The sequence below is a fragment of the Saccharothrix tamanrassetensis genome, from assembly GCF_014203665.1.
Taxonomy (GTDB): domain Bacteria; phylum Actinomycetota; class Actinomycetes; order Mycobacteriales; family Pseudonocardiaceae; genus Actinosynnema; species Actinosynnema tamanrassetense.
Genome location: NZ_JACHJN010000005.1, coordinates 527,144 through 543,722, shown reverse-complemented (window position 1 = coordinate 543,722; position 16,579 = coordinate 527,144). Strand labels below are relative to the sequence as shown.

15 protein-coding genes are annotated in these 16,579 nt (G+C 70.7%); 4 read left to right on the top strand and 11 right to left on the bottom strand.

The annotated features are described in order from the left end of the window. Positions 1–3: 3 nt before the first annotated feature. From FHS29_RS18815 to FHS29_RS18805, 3 genes are all read right to left on the bottom strand, one after another. Positions 4–2,040 (bottom strand): HelD family protein, encoded by a 2,037-nt coding sequence (locus FHS29_RS18815; protein ID WP_184692086.1) that lies wholly within the window; start codon positions 2,038–2,040, stop codon positions 4–6. Between the two features lie 334 nt (positions 2,041–2,374). Further along, the gene (locus FHS29_RS18810; protein WP_184692084.1) at positions 2,375–3,364 is read right to left on the bottom strand and encodes a hypothetical protein; all 990 of its coding nucleotides are present in this window, start codon (positions 3,362–3,364) and stop codon (positions 2,375–2,377) included. Positions 3,365–3,582: 218 nt separating this feature from the next. Then, positions 3,583–4,056, bottom strand: coding sequence for a hypothetical protein (locus FHS29_RS18805; protein ID WP_184692082.1), 474 nt, complete (start codon positions 4,054–4,056; stop codon positions 3,583–3,585). Positions 4,057–4,571: 515 nt separating this feature from the next. On the opposite strand from FHS29_RS18805, the gene FHS29_RS18800 reads away from it, so the two are divergent. Next, a complete protein-coding gene (locus tag FHS29_RS18800; protein WP_184692080.1) occupies positions 4,572–4,886 on the top strand; it encodes a hypothetical protein in 315 nt (104 codons plus the stop codon). Positions 4,887–4,956: 70 nt separating this feature from the next. On the opposite strand, the gene FHS29_RS18795 is transcribed toward FHS29_RS18800, so the two are convergent. Continuing rightward, complete coding sequence (locus tag FHS29_RS18795; RefSeq protein ID WP_312864977.1) at positions 4,957–7,767, bottom strand: AfsR/SARP family transcriptional regulator; 2,811 nt, start codon at positions 7,765–7,767, stop codon at positions 4,957–4,959. A gap of 367 nt (positions 7,768–8,134) precedes the next feature. Here FHS29_RS18795 and FHS29_RS18790 point away from each other — a divergent pair, with 367 nt between their 5' ends. Continuing rightward, a complete protein-coding gene (locus FHS29_RS18790; RefSeq protein WP_184692077.1) occupies positions 8,135–8,962 on the top strand; it encodes a DUF4097 family beta strand repeat-containing protein in 828 nt (275 codons plus the stop codon). A 37-nt stretch (positions 8,963–8,999) separates the two neighbouring features. Then, positions 9,000–10,223: a serine hydrolase domain-containing protein gene (locus tag FHS29_RS18785; protein ID WP_184692075.1), complete on the top strand. Its 1,224-nt coding sequence runs from the start codon at positions 9,000–9,002 to the stop codon at positions 10,221–10,223. A gap of 121 nt (positions 10,224–10,344) precedes the next feature. On the opposite strand, the gene FHS29_RS18780 is transcribed toward FHS29_RS18785, so the two are convergent. From FHS29_RS18780 to FHS29_RS18770, 3 genes are all read right to left on the bottom strand, one after another. Beyond that, positions 10,345–10,938: an RICIN domain-containing protein gene (locus tag FHS29_RS18780; RefSeq protein WP_221456220.1), complete on the bottom strand. Its 594-nt coding sequence runs from the start codon at positions 10,936–10,938 to the stop codon at positions 10,345–10,347. 124 nt (positions 10,939–11,062) lie between these two features. Then, positions 11,063–11,677 (bottom strand): NAD(P)H:quinone oxidoreductase, encoded by a 615-nt coding sequence (gene wrbA / locus FHS29_RS18775; protein ID WP_184692071.1) that lies wholly within the window; start codon positions 11,675–11,677, stop codon positions 11,063–11,065. A 272-nt stretch (positions 11,678–11,949) separates the two neighbouring features. Beyond that, a complete protein-coding gene (locus FHS29_RS18770) occupies positions 11,950–13,005 on the bottom strand; it encodes a PI-PLC domain-containing protein (RefSeq protein ID WP_184692069.1) in 1,056 nt (351 codons plus the stop codon). A gap of 321 nt (positions 13,006–13,326) precedes the next feature. Between FHS29_RS18770 and FHS29_RS18765 the strand changes: the two genes are divergently transcribed. After that, complete coding sequence (locus FHS29_RS18765) at positions 13,327–13,725, top strand: peptidase inhibitor family I36 protein (RefSeq protein WP_246440566.1); 399 nt, start codon at positions 13,327–13,329, stop codon at positions 13,723–13,725. Between the two features lie 22 nt (positions 13,726–13,747). On the opposite strand, the gene FHS29_RS18760 is transcribed toward FHS29_RS18765, so the two are convergent. From FHS29_RS18760 to FHS29_RS18745, 4 genes are all read right to left on the bottom strand, one after another. After that, the gene (locus tag FHS29_RS18760; protein ID WP_184692066.1) at positions 13,748–14,662 is read right to left on the bottom strand and encodes a LysR family transcriptional regulator; all 915 of its coding nucleotides are present in this window, start codon (positions 14,660–14,662) and stop codon (positions 13,748–13,750) included. A 74-nt stretch (positions 14,663–14,736) separates the two neighbouring features. Next, positions 14,737–15,102, bottom strand: a complete 366-nt coding sequence (locus tag FHS29_RS18755) for a RidA family protein (RefSeq protein ID WP_184692064.1) — start codon at positions 15,100–15,102, stop codon at positions 14,737–14,739. After that, entirely contained in the window at positions 15,099–15,839 is a 741-nt protein-coding gene (locus FHS29_RS18750; protein WP_184692062.1) for an SDR family NAD(P)-dependent oxidoreductase, read from the bottom strand. Before FHS29_RS18750 ends, FHS29_RS18755 begins: the two co-directional genes overlap by 4 nt. Next, the gene (locus FHS29_RS18745) at positions 15,836–16,573 is read right to left on the bottom strand and encodes an SDR family NAD(P)-dependent oxidoreductase (protein ID WP_184692060.1); all 738 of its coding nucleotides are present in this window, start codon (positions 16,571–16,573) and stop codon (positions 15,836–15,838) included. The genes FHS29_RS18750 and FHS29_RS18745 overlap by 4 nt, the downstream gene beginning before the upstream one ends. Positions 16,574–16,579 lie beyond the last annotated feature (6 nt).

Sequence of the window (16,579 nt, the reverse complement as noted above, 5' to 3'; positions counted from 1 at the left end):
TGATCAGGGAAGGTGAGCCGGAACCTCCCGCATCGCCGACAGTTCGGTCGGTGGTGGGCCAGGGTGTATGACGCCCAGCCGGTGCGTGGCCCTGGTCATGGCGACGTACAGGTCGTTGTGGCCGAGCGGTGCGTCGAGGATTGATGCCGGGTCGGCGATGAGGACCGCGTCGAACTCCAGTCCCTTGGCCTGGGCGGGGGTCAGGAGCACCACGTCGTCCGTCAGGTCCATCGGTGTGGTGAGTGACAGTGCGGCGGACAGGGCGGCGATGTGCGTGCCGGGGCTGATGATCGCGAGCCGGCCACCGGTACGGGTCGCGGCATCGGCGACGGCTCGGGGCAGGTCGGCGAGGGTGGTGCGGTGGCGCCACGGTTCCTCCCCGGTGGCGCGGACCGACCGTGGTGGCCGCATACCGGGGTGGTGCGCGGCGAGGAGGTCGGTGGTGGCGGCCATGATCTCCGCCGGTGTGCGGTAGTTGACGGTGAGCGGGGCGAATCGCCAGCGGTCGCCCACGTGCGGTCGCAGCACGCGGTCCCACGAGGTGGCGCCTGCCGGGTTGCCGGTCTGGGCGAGATCGCCGACCAGGGTCATGGACCTGGTGGGACATCGGCGCATCAGCATCCGCCAGGCCATTTCGGACAGTTCCTGTGCCTCGTCCACGACGACGTGCCCGAATGTGGTCAGGCTGTCGTCGCGGCCGATCAGGGCGGCTGCCTCGTCCAGCAGTGGGATGTCGGCGATGCTCCAGCCATCGGTTGCCGACAGGTCCGATACGACGTGCTGGGGGTTCAGTGGCGGCCACAGCGCGTTCAGCGCGTCCTGGACGTCGGTGTCGGCGAGCAGTGCGTCCCGCAGGGCGGCCTTGTCGGTCTCGTCCAGCATGGTTCTCGGGCCGTCGTCGTCCTGGCCGATCACGACGCCTGCGGCGGCCAGTGCTCGCAGGTCGGCGGCACCGAGTCGGCCGTCCAAGGTGCCGCCGTCGATCGCCTCACCGGTGTCGGTGAGCACGACGGCTTCCATGCGGTCGACCAGGTGCTGCGCCAGCACGTCCACCACCTCCCGCTGGAAGACCATCCGGGCGTGGTTGTGCGGCAACCCGCTCTGCCTGGCCTTCCGGGCGGCACGGCGGCAGGCCGCCGGGTCGAGCCGCAGCACCTGCCGCTCGAACTCGACGTCGACCGGCTCCTCCGGGATCCGGACGTGCGAGCGCACCGCGTCGGCGAGACGTCCGGCCATGTCCGCGCGGCCCTTGGCTTCGGCGGTCTCGGGCGGGTCGACCCGGCTGACCTGGAGGTCCGGGCACAGGTCGGCGATGGTCGCCGTCATCACGCTGTGCTCGCCGAGACCGGGCAGGACCTGGCCGATGTAGTCCAGGAAGATCCGGCTCGGGCCGACCACCAGCACACCGCGGGTGCGGAGGTGTCGGTGCGTGTAGAGCAGGTAGGCGACCCGGTGCAACGCGACCGCCGTCTTGCCCGTGCCGGGGCCGCCCTGTACCACCAGCACGCCCCGGTGGTCGTCCCGGATCACCCGGTCCTGCTCGGCTTGCAGGGTGGTCACGATGTCGCGCATCCGCCCGGTCCGCTCGGCGGTCACCGCCGCGAGCAACGCCGCCTCGCCGACCAGACCGTCCTCGTCGGCGCTGTCCGGGTCGAGCACCTCGTCGTTCAGCGCGACGACCGTCCGGCCTCGCGTGGCGATGTGCCGTCGCCGCCGGACACCTTGCGGAGCGGACGCGGTCGCGGTGTAGAAGGGCTGGGCCACGGGGGCACGCCAGTCCACCAACAACGGCTCGTCGTCCCGGAACAAGCCGAGCCGGCCGATGTGGAGCCGGCGGCCGTCGCACAGCTCCAGCAGACCGAAGCACAACCCTCGCTCCACGGTGTCCAGGCGGGCCACCTCCGCTCGCCAGACGTCCGCCGCGTCCCGATCACACTCGGCCCGCCGCACGGCCGTGGACGCCTCTTCGCGCAGGGCGTCCAGCCGGGCGTACAGGGCGGTCAGGTACTCCTGCTCGATGTCGATCTCGCTACCGGTCAACCTGCTGCGCTCCCCCGCTTCTCGGCGATCAGTGCCACCGAGCGTGCCCGCCGGACCAGGTGAGAAACAGTCTTGTTCTTTCCGCCCGCCTCAGCCGCGCGGTCAGCCGCGGCCACCTGGATGGCCACGTCGACCTCGTTGCCCTCGGCGTGGGCCTCGGCTACCACTCGGGCGCCCACGCGTCGTTGACCAGCCGGCCACCGGCCGCGAGCGCCGACGCGAATCGCGCCTTGCCTGGTCGTGTAGTACCTGCGTGTGCACGTGGATGTGGCTGCGCTGGGGGCGCGGCCCGTTCATCTGCTGGGGCAGACGGTGATCGTCCGTGGTGACCGCATCAGATGACGACGACGCTGAACGCGTGCACGCACCACGGTCCCTCGTACTTGCTCATCCAGAGGTTCCCGGAGTGCCCGTCGACGACCTGCCCCTTCGCCGTGCCCCGCAGGTACATGATGACGGACTTGGGGCCCGACGACCGGCCGTCCATCGTCGGGTTGAGTTCCAGCTCCGGCTTGTGGCCGACCAGCTCCTCGATGTCCCGCGGCTTCTTGATGGCGTCGGCGCAGAGCTGGGTCGCCGCCTTCGCGGCGTCGCCCGCGTTGACGCTGTCGAGGAACGTCCGCATGGCGGCCAGCGCCTCGGGGTCGACCGGCTTCCCGCCGGCGGTCAGGGTGCCGGGGTCGGTCGGGGCCTTCGTCGGCCTGGTCGGCTTGGGCACCGGCTCAGCGGTGGCCACGCCGCCGCCGGCGGCGGCGATGTCCTGCCAGCACCATTCACGGCCGTTCGGGATGAGCGTCACCTCGAACTCCCGCGTCCGCTTGGCACTGGTGATCTCGACGGTCCCCACGGCCTTGTCGGCGGAGGTGGTCGGACTGCCCACCAGTTCGGCCTTGCTCACCGAGGAGACGTCGCTGATGGCCCGGTGCACGGCGGGCTGCGTGTCCGGGCAGGTGATGCCCCTCAGGGTGGCGGCTTTCCCGGAGTTCAAGGCGTCGACCAGCGCGAGCAGGTATTCCTCGGGGTTCGAATCCGGCGCGGAGGACGTGGTGGACGGCGGCGTGCCGGTCGTGCTGGTTCCGACGGTGCCGTTCCCTGCCAGGAAGAAGCCGGGCGCGACGAATCCGGTGAACCCGACACCGACCACGATCAGCACGGCGGTCGCGATCGCCACCACGTTCGCCGCGGTGTTCTTCTTCCGCGGCGGCGGCGCGCCGAAGCCGCCACCGTACTGGGCGGACGGGTCGTAGTACCCGTGATGCGGTCCGGGCTGCGGGGGCACGCCCGACGGGCCCTGCCCGCCGGACGGCTGCTGCGGATACGTCATGTGGCCTCCGCGGTTTTCGTAGTCACCGCCTTCGATGGGCGATCGGCGGCTTTCGTTCCCCCGTTCTGCGGTGTGGGATGTGAGAATCCTGCACTGGACTAGCGGCAGGCCCAGCGAACCGCTTTCCCGCCGGCGAACCCGCTGAGCACGCCACCCGCGCCGACAGCGTCCGCCAGGCCGGAGAACGCGCCGGTGGGCAACGGGAGCTTGGTGACGAACTACGCCCGGCCGAGCACATCGCCCCGGTCGTTGATGTCCTCCGCAGCGACGTGGTCGTACCCGGCCGGGGTAGGCAGCTCGCGGTAGCCGACGCCGGGCGTGTGGGTCATCAGGACGCTGCTCGCGCCAGGCCGGTCGACGACACCGATGACCACACCCGAGGCGTTCCCGGCGATGGTGACGAACTTGTCGGCACCATCGGGCCTCGGCACGACCTCCACACCGGCGGAGGTCCAGCGCACCAGCGTGTGATCGGTCCGGCCAGGGGCGTGGAAGCCGGAGACGTTGCCCTGGCCGTCCACGCCGGTGATCCGGAGGTTCCCAGAGTCCATGCCTGCCCGCACGGGCAGGTGCTCGACCTGCCAAGTGCACTCCGTGCCGGCTGCCGAGGCGGCGGGCGCGAGCAGGCTTGAGACGACGGTGACCGCGGCGAGCGCGATCAGCGAGCGCCGGGACAGAACAGTGCTGTGCATACGGGTCGTCCCCAAGTGTTCAACGACTGGTGATACGTCGGCACTGGCGAAGACCGCGGGTACGGGTGCGCTTTTGCAAGGGATAGCGCGAAAGATGCCCCCGCGGAGTCCCCAAGGCTCCGGCCCTCACCTTACGAGAACCACCACCCTGCGCACACCACAATCGCCAGGCCGGGCCGGTCATGACCGTTCACCGAACTACTCGGTGGATGGTGGATCTCGACGCCTTGACGACCGCCCGATGTCCAAAAAGGACCGGCGTGACGAGCCGCAGCAGCGGCACGATCGGACTTCAGCCCGCAGCCCCTGCCCCGCTCACCGACCGGTCGACCGGCCGGCTTCGGTGGAGCCGGCTGGACAGCACGACGGTGACGACGGGGTCGTCGAGGACGGGCAGGGCGCCGAGACCCACATCACCCGACCGGATCACGGCGGTGTCGGTCGTTCGACCGACAGTGCGCGGAGGCGCCTGCGGATATCTTGCGGCCGACCCCCACAACATCCAAAGGAGCACCATGACGACCACCCGGCGCGTTCTCACCGGTCTGGCCACCGCAGGTCTGTTCATCACGGTCCTCGGCGCGGGTTCCGCCACCGCCGCGACCAAGGGCAAGATCTACATCTCCAACAACTGCGGCAAAGCGGTCTCCACCACCATCCACATCAACGGCCGGACCATCGCGGGAACCGGCGCCGCCCCGGCGGGCAGCTACTTCGGATACTCGGTCGCCCCTGGCACTTACCAGGTTTACGTGCCCGCCGGCAACAAGACCGTGCGAATCCTCGACCTCAGCCCCAGGTCCCACTCGGCCATCGTCAGGGCCTGCTGACGTCCACCGAGGACACGACGCCGCGCGGCACCGGCAGGTAGCCCGGCCGGTGCCCGGCCGCGTGGCGCGGTCAACGGGTCCGCTCCCGGGTTGTGGTCGATGTCTTCCCACCCGCGGCGAGGTCGTCGAGTCGCTGCCGGACTCGTCGGGCATCGGTGTCGCGGCCTTGCTCCCGGTACAGCCTGAGGGCTTCCTGCCACGTCGCGCGGGCCTGATCGTGGTGGCCTAGGACGGCGTACGGGTGGCCGGCTTCGTCGAGCAGGTCGGTGATCTCGTAGATGTCTTCGACGGCGCCGCGCAGGGCGAGGGTCCGCTGGTAGTGGTGGACGGCCTCGTGGTGCCGACCGGTGTGGTGGGCGATGAAGCCCAGGCCGGCTCGGGCGTACGCCTCGCCGGCGCGGTCGTGGTGGCGTCGGAACAGGCTGAGGGCGGCCTGGCAGTGGTCGCGGGCGGTGTCGTAGTCGCCCAGGCGGGCGGTGTACCAGCCCACCGAGTTGAGGGTGTGGGCTTCGGCTATCGGGTCGTCGAGGGTTCGGCGCAGGTCCAGGGCGCGTCGGGCGTGTTCGAGGGCCTGCTGGTGGTCTCCTCGCTGCTCCCGGATTCGCGCCAGGATGATGTGGTTGTCCGCCTGCTGACCGGTGTCGTGGTGGTGTTCGGCCAGCGCGAGTCCGCGGTGGAGGTGTCCGAGGGCCTGGTCGAGCCGGTCCAGACGGGAATGGGCGAGACCGACCCGACGGTGGGCACGGATGCGGAGGGCCGGGTCGGGCAGGTGGGTGGCGGCGTCCAGCGCGGCTTCCCACACGGCCAGTTCGTCGTGGCGGTGTCCCCGCCACCAGTGCAACGTGGTCAGAGTCCAGGCGAGGTGCCACACGGTGTCGTGGCGGCGGCGGGTGGCGGCGGTGTGCTGGGCGGCCAGCAGGTGGGCGTGGTGGGCCTCCAGCCAGGCGATCGCCGTCGAGTGGTCGGGCAGCGGTTGCGGGCGCACATCCGACGCGGACGGCTCCGGCCGGATCTCCGGAGCCTGCGGCGCCACGAGGTGGTGGGCCGTGAGGGCGGTGTGCACGTACAGCACGCGATCCAGCGCCGCTGCCCGCACCGGTTCGGGCAGCGTGGTGTGGGCTTGGGTCACGGCGTAGGCGCGGACGAGGTCGTGCATCGCGTACCGACCGTCGGGGCGGTGGTCGAGCAGCGAGGCGTCGACCAGTGCGCGCAGCCCGCCTCGCGTCTCCCGCTCGGACAAACCGGCGAGGTGGGTGGCGGCGGGCATGTCGATGTCGGGTCCGGGCGCGATGCCCAGCAGTGCGAACAGCGTGCGCTGCAGGGCGGTCAGGCCGCGCAGCGACCAGGACAGCACGGCGGGCAGACCGGCGGCGGGATCGGTGTCGTCCAGCGCGTCGATGCCGTGGACGCGCAGCTCGGCGGCCAGCTCGGCGAGGGGCCGGTCGGGGTCGGTGTGGGCGCGGGTGGACAGGACACCCAGGGCCAGCGGGAAGCCCTGGCAGAAGGCGAGCAGGCCGACGACCGCATCGGGTTCGCCGAGCAGGCGATCGGGCCCGAGGCGCTGCTCCAGCAGGGTGCGGGCCTCGGTGTCGGCGAGCGTGCCCAGGCCGAGGTGCCGAACGCCGCAGCGGGTGATCAGCCGGTGGAGCGTGCGGCGGCTGGTGATCAGGGCGGTGCAGCCGTGCCCGCCCGGCAGCAGGGGTTCGACCTGGTCGGGAGTCGCGGCGTTGTCGAGCACCACGAGCATCCGCTGGTCGGCGACCAGACTGCGGTAGAGCGCTGTCCTGGCTTCCAGGCCGGGCGGGATGTGATCGGGAGCGACACCGAGCGCGGTGAGGAACCCGAACAGGGCGGTCTCGGGTGTGACGGGCTGTTCGGTGGGGCTGAAACCACGTAGGTCCACGAACAGTTGCCCGCCCGGGAAGCGGTGCCGGTTCCGGTGGGCCCACGCCAGGGCGAGCCAGGTCTTGCCGATCCCGCCCGCCCCGGCGATCGCGGCGACGGCCATCGTGCTCGTCGCCGTGTCGCGCAGGGCCGCGTCGAGCCGGTCCACCTCCTCCCGCCGACCGACGAACGCAGTGGGTGGGGCGGGCAGTTGCCGGGGCACGGCCAACGGCGCGACCGGCGCGACCGCGGCGGGACCGGTCAAGGACGGATCAGCGGCCAGAATCCGCCGGTGCAGGTCCCGCAGCGCCGGACCGGGTTCGGCGCCGAGCTGCTCCACCAGCCGCTCCCGCAGCTCCCGATAGTGCTCCAGCGCGTCGGCGGCACGCCCCGCCTGGCACAGGGCCGGCAGGTACTGGCCGGCGACCCGTTCGTCCAGCGGGTGGTGTGCCGTGCGGTCCGCCAGTTCGATCACCAGCCGCGCGCCTTGACCCAGGCGCAGCCGGGTGTCGGCCAAGTCGTGCTGCGCGGCCAGCCGTTCCCGTTCCAGCAGGTCGCGTTCGGCCTCGGCCCACCCGCCGGTCACGCCGGTCAACGCCTGCCCCCGCCACAGTCCCAGCGCCTCGGCCAGCAACCGTGCCGCCCGCAGGTCCCCGTCCTCCTCGCGGGCCTCGGCACACAGCGCGCGGAAGTGGTGGAGGTCGACCCTCGGGTGCGTCGGGTCGGTGGTCAGGACGTAGCCGCCCGACCGCCGTACGACGACCACACCCTCCACCTCCGCCAGGACCCGGCGCAGTCGGGAGAGGTAGCTGTGCAGCGTCGCCCGGGTCCGCCGGGACGCGTCGGTGCCCCAGACCCGCTCGACCAGCCGGTCCACCGGCACTACCCGGTCGGCTTCGACCGCCGGCACCGCCGGCACGCATCGCTGCTTGGCCGGTCCCAGCTCCAGCGCCCGCCCGTCGACGTACGCGGCCACCTCGCCCAACAGGCGCAACACCGCCACCACCTCCGCCTCCTCCAAGAAATAGCGCCCCGAGCGGGAGCACACCGGAACTCCGCGAGCGGTTCACACGATCGGGCCCGTCGATCGGTGCTCCGAGGCCGCTGCACAGTACGAACGCGACACCCGCCAACCCTGCTTGAAGCAGGGCGACCAATTGCCCCTGTTGGGCTTCACGGAGGCCGAGGAGGCAACGACCCGGTTCGACTTGCGGGCGGAGCTGCGACGGCGACTTCCGCACCGGACCTCGTGTCATGGGCGATGTCAGAGCGGTGACTGCTCGGTGTCAGGGCGACCGATGATCGTGGTCCCCAGTGAACGGCTCGGCGATCGCGGTCGAGCCACTACCGAGGGGAGACCGGTCATGCCTGCTTTCGCCACGCCGAACCCGATCACGGCCACGCTGACCACCGCCGGCGCCCGGGTCCGGGTCACCGCCGGCGAGCGCTCCGACACCGTGGTGCACGTCGAGCCCGTCGACAGCGCGAACAAGACCGACGTCAAGGTCGCCCAGAACACCGAGGTCGGCTTCGCCGGCGGCGAACTGTCGATCAAGACGACCAAGTCCGGCGCCAAGACCGGTTCGGTCGCCATCACGATCGAGCTGCCGGCCGGGTCCAAGCTGGTCCTCGACACCGCCTGGTCCGACGTGCACGCCACCGGCCCGCTCGGCGACTGCGACCTCAACACCGTCTCGGGCCAGGTCCGGCTCGACCGCGTCGCCTCCCTGCGCGGCAACCTCGGCGACGGCGGTGTCGAGACCGCGCACGTCGCCGGAACCGTCGACATCGACGGCGGCGCTGCCGGGCTGCGCATCGGCGAGGTGGAGGGCACCGTCCGGTACCAGGGCACGACCGGGAAGGTCTGGATCGGCCACGCCCGCTCCGACGTCGCCCTCGGCGGCTCCAACGGCAGTTTCACCATCGACCGCGCCGACGGCGACCTCACCGCCCGAGCCGCCGGCTGCCCCATCCGCATCGGCCGCGTCACGCGCGGCCACGCCGAGCTCGCCAACGCCTCCGGCGGCATCGAGATCGGCATCGGCGAGGGCACCACCGCCGAGGTGGACGCCGACAGCACCAAGGGCGTCGTGCGCAACACCCTGCCCGCGCGGGACGACCTCGCCGACACCGTCAAGGTCTACGCCCGCACCCGCCTCGACGACATCGTCATCCACCGCGCGACTGCCTGAGTCCCCACTTCCCGATCTCCGAGAAAGGACCACCACGATGAACGTCACCTCCGAACAGGTCGAGCAGGGCTGGGGCAAGGTCGCCGACGTGTTCCGCCGGAACTTCGAGGGCGACGGCGAGGTCGGCGCGGCGTGCAGCGTCTACGTGGGCGGCCGGCCCGTGGTCGACCTGTGGGACGGCTCGGCCGACCGCGAGGCCGGTCGGCCGTGGTGCGACGACACGATCGTCCAGGTCGCCTCCACGACCAAGGGCGCCGCCGCGATCTGCGCCCACATGCTGGTCCAGCGCGGCGAGCTGGACCTCGACGCCCCGGTGACCCGGTACTGGCCGGAGTTCGGCGCGGCAGGCAAGGAGGGGATCCCGGTGCGCTGGCTGCTGTCCCACCAGGTCGGTCTGCCGATCGTCGACGGACCGCTGACCTTCGAGCAGGCGTGCGCCTGGGATCCCGTCATCCGTGCGCTCGAAGCGCAGAAGCCGCTGTGGCGGCCCGGCACCGAACACGTCTACCACAGCGTCACCTACGGATACCTCGTCGGCGAGGTCGTGCGCCGGATCACCGGCAAGTCCCTCGGCACGTTCTTCGCCGACGAGGTCGCCGCCCCGCTCGGACTCAGCGCCTGGATCGGACTGCCCGAAGAACACGAGGACCGCCTCTCCCGCATCCACTACGCCGCCCCGTTCAGCGTGGAGGAGCTGCTCGCCGGAATGATCAAGGCGACCGGGCTCGACGCGGACACGGTCACCGCCTGGGTTGAAGCCGTGTGGGGCGCCGACTCGGTCCAGGCCCGCGCCGGCGAACTCGGCGGCGCCCTGGACAGCTCGACCGCGTACTTCACCACGCGCGCCTGGCGCGCGGCCGAGTTCCCGGCCGCGAACATGATCGCCGACGCGCACTCGATCGCACGGATGTACGCGGCGACCGTCAGCGACGTCGACGGAGTGCGGCTGCTCAACCCGACGACGGTCGAGCGGATGACGGAGATCCAGACCGACAAGACGCCCATGCACGGCCTGCCGCCGGGGCTGCACATCCCGGCCGACCGCTCGTTCAACATGTCGCTCGGCTTCTGGCGGGCCTGCCCGCCGATGCCGATGGTCGGACCGGGGTCCTTCGGCCACCCCGGCTCCGGCGGGTCGATCGGCTTCGCCGACCCCGATGCCGGTGTCGGCTTCGGCTACGTCACCAACCTCTGGAACTTCCGCCCCGACGACCCGCGCGCGGCCGACCTGTCCGCAGCCGTCCGCTCCTGCCTCGGCTGAGGCCGCGGCCGTGGCGGCGGCAAGGTCACCAGGTGGGCCGATCGTGCGCGGCGTGCCGAACTGTGCGGCGGGCCCCGCGGGTGTCGCGGGGCCCGTGGCGCTCGTCATTCGACCGGACAGCTCATTTCGGTGGGAAGTATGGCGTCCACACTTGCTGGTCGAGACCGTTGCAACCCCAGAGCTGGACCTTGGTGCCGTTCCGGTTGATGCTGTGGGTATCCGCGTCGAGGCACTTGAACGCGACGTGGTTCACCAGCGTTCGACTGGAGTAGAAGAAGGTCCACTTCTGCTGTGGGCTGCCGTTGCAGGTCCAGATCTGCACCCTTCCGCCGTTCTTGCCGGCGTCGGGCAGGTGCGCGTCCAGGCATTTGCGGTAGTCATGGCTGAACGTGGTGATGGTGTAGTCCCGGTAGGTTCCCTTGTCCGGCCCGGCGGGCTGCAGGAACCAGCGCTGTTGGTTCTGGTTGTTGCACTGCCACAGCTGGACCTTGGCGCCGTTCCTGCTCAGGTTGTGCACGTCGGCGTCCAGGCACTTCCCGCCCAGCCGGTTGAAGATGGAGTAGTACTCCGCCGCCTGGGTGCCGGTCCGGGCCTGGGTGTCGGCCTGGGCCGGGGCTCCTGCCAGTGCGGACGTGACAACCAGGAGGACACCGACGACGCCGGCCAGGTACTTGTTCGACCTCCACGACCTTTCGTTCCGCCTCAGGAATTCCATTGCCACCCCTCTGATCGGTTCGATCACGACCGTGCCGAGCAGTCGGAGCGTGGCAACCACCGCTGAACGCGCGTTGAGCGCCCGCTGACCGCCGAGGTCACGCGAACCGGACCGGACGGATCGGCTACGCCGTGCGGCCGGACTTCAGCGCGCGGGCGATTCCCACGGCGCGTCGGGCCTGGAACGCCACCGCGTCCAGCTCGACCTGTCCGGGCGGGGTCTGACCGTTGTCGGAGACGTGGCTGGAACCGTAGGGGTTGCCGGCCTGGAACTGGATCGGGTCGGCGTAGCCGGGCGGCACGATGATGCAGCCCCAGTGGTAGAAGGTGTGGTTCAGGGCGGTGATGGTGGTCTCCTGACCGCCGTGCGCGGTGGCCGCCGAGGTGAACGACGTGGCCACCTTGTCGACCAGCTCGCCCTGCGCCCACAGCGGTCCGGTGGTGTCCAGGAACTGCTTGAGCTGTGCCGCCGGCATCCCGAAGCGGGTGGGCGCGCCGAAGATCAGCAGGTCGGCCCACCTCAGGTCGTCCAGGGCGGCTTCGGGGACGTCCTGGGTCTGCTTGGCGTGGGCGGCCCAGCCCTGGTTACTGGCAATGGCCTCTTCCGGCGCCAGCTCGCGGACCTTGCGCAGCCGGACTTCGGCTCCCGCCGCCTCGGCCGCCTTGGCGGCGGCCTCGGCCATCGCGTACACGCTGCCGGTGGCGGAGTAGTAGACGACAGCGGTCTTCACGTCGGACATCGGTTCTCCCGGAGTGTTGACGATCAACCCTGTCTGTACCCGCGAAGCGCCGACCTGCATATGCGGATCACTCCTCGGTGACCCCCTTGTCACCCGATATCTCATCTCACCGGTCTGTAGTCAGTCGCCGATGGGGATGCGCCTCAGGCCTCCCACGGCGGCGGACCGACCGCGCCGTGTCCGGCGAGCCGCGACGGGACCGGGCGAGCGCCCACAGCCGCCCGGTTTCCCGTCCTGTCACCCGTAGCACGACGGGGCGCGACCACGCCCTGCTACTTGCGGAACAAGCGGTGGCCCTCCTGTGCCAGATCGGTGCCGCCGGTTTCCGTGACCGACTTGAGCGTGGCCGCATCCCGCTCGTCTTGGCCGAAGTTGTGGTGCCCGGCGATGATGCCGTCGATCCTGTCGAGGACGTTGTCGCACTCCTCGATACCTTGGGTGTACATAGTCCAGACCAGTACCGCGGCGAGTTGCGGCTCGACGGGCGCTTGTTTGTCGCGTTCTGCCACTCCGCTGTCGACGTCACGCTCGACTTCGTCGCTGTGGATGCTGCCGCAGTCGCCGACTTCGAGCGCCCGTTGCCCCGGCGGAACCCCGGCGTCCCCGAACACCTTCAACGCGGTCTCCGTGTCACCCCAGAAACCGACACCTTCCAGGGGAACCCCGTTGTGGTCCTGGGCGTTGATCGTCGATTTGAGGTTGGCGTACCCGGGACCGCCGAGAGTCGGCTTGTTCTTCTCGTAGTCCTCGCCGGTCAGGTCGTAGAGGACCTGGATGTTTCGCCGGGTGAGCAGTTTCGCCTGGTCGGCGAGGCCCCGGGTGGAGCACAGGTCCCTGGCGTGCGCGCAGGCGTCCGGGGTCTTGATGTCCAGCCACACCAACAGCGGCCGGTGCCCCACCGGCAAGCCGGCGAGTCTCGTGAACATGTCGAACGTGCTCGGCTTGCCCCGCGGCCCGTCGCAGTCGTGCGCCACGTACCACGGTGCCATACCGGGTTCCGCGGTGTTGGCGCAGATATCCGTCTCGATCCCGTTGGCACCGGCCGCGAGAGCACGGTCCAGCGACTCGTAATTGTTCACGCCGTGCGCTATGGCGTAGACGGATCGTCTTTCGTCGCCGACTTCGGCGTTGACCGAGGACGCGGCCGTCACGCTCGAACAGACCGTGACGGCCAGCGCTGAAGCGATGGCCTTCGTGGAAAGTCGGCGGAACCGACCAGAACGCGCTTCCCCACCTGTCCGCTTGCCTCCGAAGATCAATCTCATCGCCTCCAGCCGTCGTCTTCCCGGAACGGCCAAGGATGGCATCAAGGCCTCGCCGATCGGCAACACAAGATTTGGAGATGTACCCGAGCGGGTGGACGGACAACGAACCGCATCGGATTTCAACCTGCCGAGGTGACGTGTTCCCCCTTGTGGCGAAGGTGGTTCGGAGGTGCGACGGAGCCATCCCCCACAAGCGCGGTGTGGGCACCACCGTAGGGGGTGTCGCGGCTTCGGGTGGCAGGAGTCGTCACACGCCGCTTCGGATCGCGATGATCGACGTCCGCGCTGGTCGGCGAGGCCGGGGAGCAGGTAGTAGACACGGTGTCCGCCGGGGTTCGACAGCCCCGAGGTCCGCTTCCACCGCTCGGAAGGGAAGTCCTGGTGATGACATTCGGCTCACTCCGCCTGGCTTTGGTCGTGCCCGTGGCCGCTGCGGCTGCCATCTTCGCTCCCGCCGCTCATGCGCACACCACCCCGACGCCGGTCGGTGAGGAGACAGCGTTCTCGGAACGGGATTACAAGAACTGTCCGGACAAGCACGTGTGCGCCTATTCGCAGCCTCTCGGCAAGGGTAATCAATGGGCGAAGCACCAGAACGAGCGCCGCTGCCACAATCTGCCGTGGGCGGGGCGGTCGGTGTACAACCGCACCGACAAGAGGATCACTTTCCACCGGAACCCGGATTGCAAGGGGAAACGCTTCACGTTGGACCCCGGGCAGAAGAGCGGCTACGCCGGCGGGCAGCCCATGGACGAGCAGGTGTGGAGCATCACGATCCCCTGATCCAGCTCTCGGCGCCGGGGTGTCAGGTGTCGTGCTCCAGCCTCGCGCACACCGCTTCGAGCACTCCGAGGGCTGCGGTCAGGGCAGGGCGGCGGCCGGTCGGTGTGCGCCAGACGCCGTAGATGCGGCGCACCGGCGGGGAGGTCACGGGCAGCACGCGCACCGATGGCGGGAGCGGCCCTCGACCCATGCGGGGTACCAGGGCCAGGCCGAGGCCGGTGCCGACCAGTTCGATCTGGCTGGCGTACTCGCTGACGATGTGGGTGAACCTGGTCGGGTTCGGGGTGTGCTGGAAGGCGTTGAGCAGGAAGTCGTGCGCCACCGAGTTGGGTTCGTAGAGCCACCGCTCGGCGCGCAGCTCGTCCAGGTCCACCGACGTCCGCCCGACCAGCGGGTGGGCGTGGTGGGCGAGCACGTCGGACAGGTCGTTGCCGAGGTGCCGGGCCTGCAGGCCCTCCGGCAGGGTCAGCGGGATCGCCGTCCAGTCGTGCGCCACGGCCAGGTCCGCCGTGCCGCGGGCGACCAGTTCCACCGCGCGGTGCGAGTCGACCTCGATCAGCCGCAGCGACAGGTCGGACCACGTCCGCGTCAGGTCCTCCGTCGCGGAGGGCAGCACGCCGCGGGTGGCGGTGGGGAACGCGGCGATGGTCAGCGTCCCGGTGACCGTCTCGCTGTGCGCCTGGAGTTCGGCGCTCATGCTCTCCAGCTCGATGACGATCCGGCTGGCCGACTCGGCCAGGACGCGGCCGGCCGGGGTCAGCGTGGTCCGGCCCGCCTGGTGCTCCACCAGCTGCTGGTGCACGTCCCGGCTCAGCCTGGCGATCTGCTGGGAGATCGCCGAGGGGGTGTAGCCGAGCGCGCTGGCGGCGGCCGTCATCGAACCGTGGATGGCGAGGGCCTCGATCGCGCGCAACCCCGCCAGGCTCACCGTCAGCACCCTGGCGTCACCTCACTCCCGGTGTCCGGTCACCGCCGACATCCTGGCACGACACGTCCCACGCGCCACCATTGTCACCCGCTGTCACCGCCGGTGGCGGGAAGGTGCAGCACGGCGTCCACCTCGACCTTGACCGACCGCAGGCCGGCGACGACCGTCGTGCGCGCCGGTTTCCACCGGCCGAAGTGGGCGGCGTAGGCGCGGTCGAACTCGGGGAAGTCCGCGGCGTCGGCGAGGTAGGCGGTCACCTTCACCACGCAGGTGGGGCCGCCGCCGGCCGCCTCGACGACCGCCGAGAGGTTGCGCAGGGCGAGCGCGGTCTCGGTGGCCACGTCGGCGGGCCGGTAGGAGCCGTCGGGCAGGCGAGGCACCTGACCGGACACGTAGACGGTGTCCCCCGCGCGCACGAACGGCCGGTAGTGGCCAGCGGGCGGGATCATCCGCGGGTCACCCGGATCGCCTCGGACACCTGGAAGGCGTTGAACCGGTGGCCGGTGGCGAAGTCCGCGTCGATCCCGGCCAGGAACGCGAACGCGGGCGCGAGCCGCGAGGGCGGCACGATCCCGACCCGCATCTGCTCGGTGTAGTGGGAATCGGACATGGGGGTGTCGATGGGTCGCCCGGTGGACATGGTGTTCACCGCGACGTTGTGCTCGCGGCCCTCCAGGGCGAGCACCTTCATCAGGCCTTCCTGCGCGTGCTTGCCGGGGGTGTACGCGGTCTCCTTGACGAACCCGGACAGCGCCGACCCGGAGGACAGGAACACGATGCTCCCGTCGCGTGCGGCGACCATGTGCGGCCACACGGTCCTGGTGAGCACGTACGCCGCGCCGAGGATGATGTCGATCTCGCGCCGCCAGTCCTCGAAGGTGACGTCCAGCATGGACACCTCCTTGAGCACGGCGGCGTTGTGGATCAACGCCCTGGGTGGGCCGTAGTGCGCCAGTGCCGTCTCCGTCACGGCGCGCGTGGCCACCGGGTCGGCCAGGTCGACCACGAGCGGCAGGACGTCCGCGCCCGCCGCGCGCAACTCCCCGGTCAGCGCGGCCAGCTTCTCGCCCTGCACGTCCATCAGCGCCACGCGCATCCCGGCCGCGACGAGTTCGCGGGCGATCTCCCGGCCGAGCCCTTCGGCGGCGCCGGTCAGGAACGCCACCTTGCCGTCGACGTCGATCACGTGGACGCCCCTTCCCTGGTGACCCGGATCGCCTCGGACAGCTGGAAGGCGTTGAACCGGTGGCCGCTCGCGAAGTCCGCGTCGATCCCGGCCAGGAACGCGAACGCGGGTGCGAGCCGCGAGGGCGGCACCATGACCGCGCGCTGGGCGTCGGAGTAGGTGTAGGCCAGCGGGCCGTCGATCGGCGCGCCGGTGGTGATGGTGTTGACGGCGACGTCGTGCTCCCCGCCCTCCAGGGCGAGCACCTTCATCAGCCCCTCCTGGCCGTGCTTCCCGGCCACGTAGGCGGCCTCGTTGGCGAACCCGGACAGCGCCGAGCCCGACGAGACGAACACGATGCTGCCGTCGCGCGCCGAGACCATGCCGGGCCACACGGCTTTCGACAGCACGAACGCGCTCTGCAGGATGCTGTCGGTCTCGGCGGTGAACCCCGGCACGTCGAGTTCCAGCACGGGTGTCTCGCGGAACACCGCCGAGTTGTGCACGAGCAGCCGGGGTGTGCCGAACCGCTCCAGGACCTGCTGCGCCGAGTCGCGCAGCACGTGCGCGTCGGTGAAGTCGGTGACGAACGCGTGCACGGAGGGCAGTTCGTCGGCCAGCGCGCGCACGGCGTCGGCCTGGTCGCACAGCATCGCGACGGTCATGCCGGCGGCGGCCAGTTCGCGGGCGACGGCGTGGCCGAGGTCCTCGGCGTTGCCGGCGACGAGGGCGAAGCGGCCGGTGGGGTCGATCATCGTGGG

Excerpts from the sequence above, each read along its gene's own strand:
- FHS29_RS18745 (WP_184692060.1), bottom strand. The coding sequence starts at position 16,573 with ATGATCGACCCCACCGGCCGCTTCGCCCTCGTCGCCGGCAACGCCGAG.
- FHS29_RS18755 (WP_184692064.1), bottom strand. The coding sequence starts at position 15,102 with ATGATCCCGCCCGCTGGCCACTACCGGCCGTTCGTGCGCGCGGGGGAC.
- FHS29_RS18765 (WP_246440566.1), top strand. The coding sequence starts at position 13,327 with ATGACATTCGGCTCACTCCGCCTGGCTTTGGTCGTGCCCGTGGCCGCT.
- wrbA (WP_184692071.1), bottom strand. The coding sequence starts at position 11,677 with ATGTCCGACGTGAAGACCGCTGTCGTCTACTACTCCGCCACCGGCAGC.
- FHS29_RS18780 (WP_221456220.1), bottom strand. The coding sequence starts at position 10,938 with ATGGAATTCCTGAGGCGGAACGAAAGGTCGTGGAGGTCGAACAAGTAC.
- FHS29_RS18785 (WP_184692075.1), top strand. The coding sequence starts at position 9,000 with ATGAACGTCACCTCCGAACAGGTCGAGCAGGGCTGGGGCAAGGTCGCC.
- FHS29_RS18790 (WP_184692077.1), top strand. The coding sequence starts at position 8,135 with ATGCCTGCTTTCGCCACGCCGAACCCGATCACGGCCACGCTGACCACC.
- FHS29_RS18805 (WP_184692082.1), bottom strand. The coding sequence starts at position 4,056 with ATGCACAGCACTGTTCTGTCCCGGCGCTCGCTGATCGCGCTCGCCGCG.
- FHS29_RS18810 (WP_184692084.1), bottom strand. The coding sequence starts at position 3,364 with ATGACGTATCCGCAGCAGCCGTCCGGCGGGCAGGGCCCGTCGGGCGTG.
- FHS29_RS18800 (WP_184692080.1), top strand. The coding sequence starts at position 4,572 with ATGACGACCACCCGGCGCGTTCTCACCGGTCTGGCCACCGCAGGTCTG.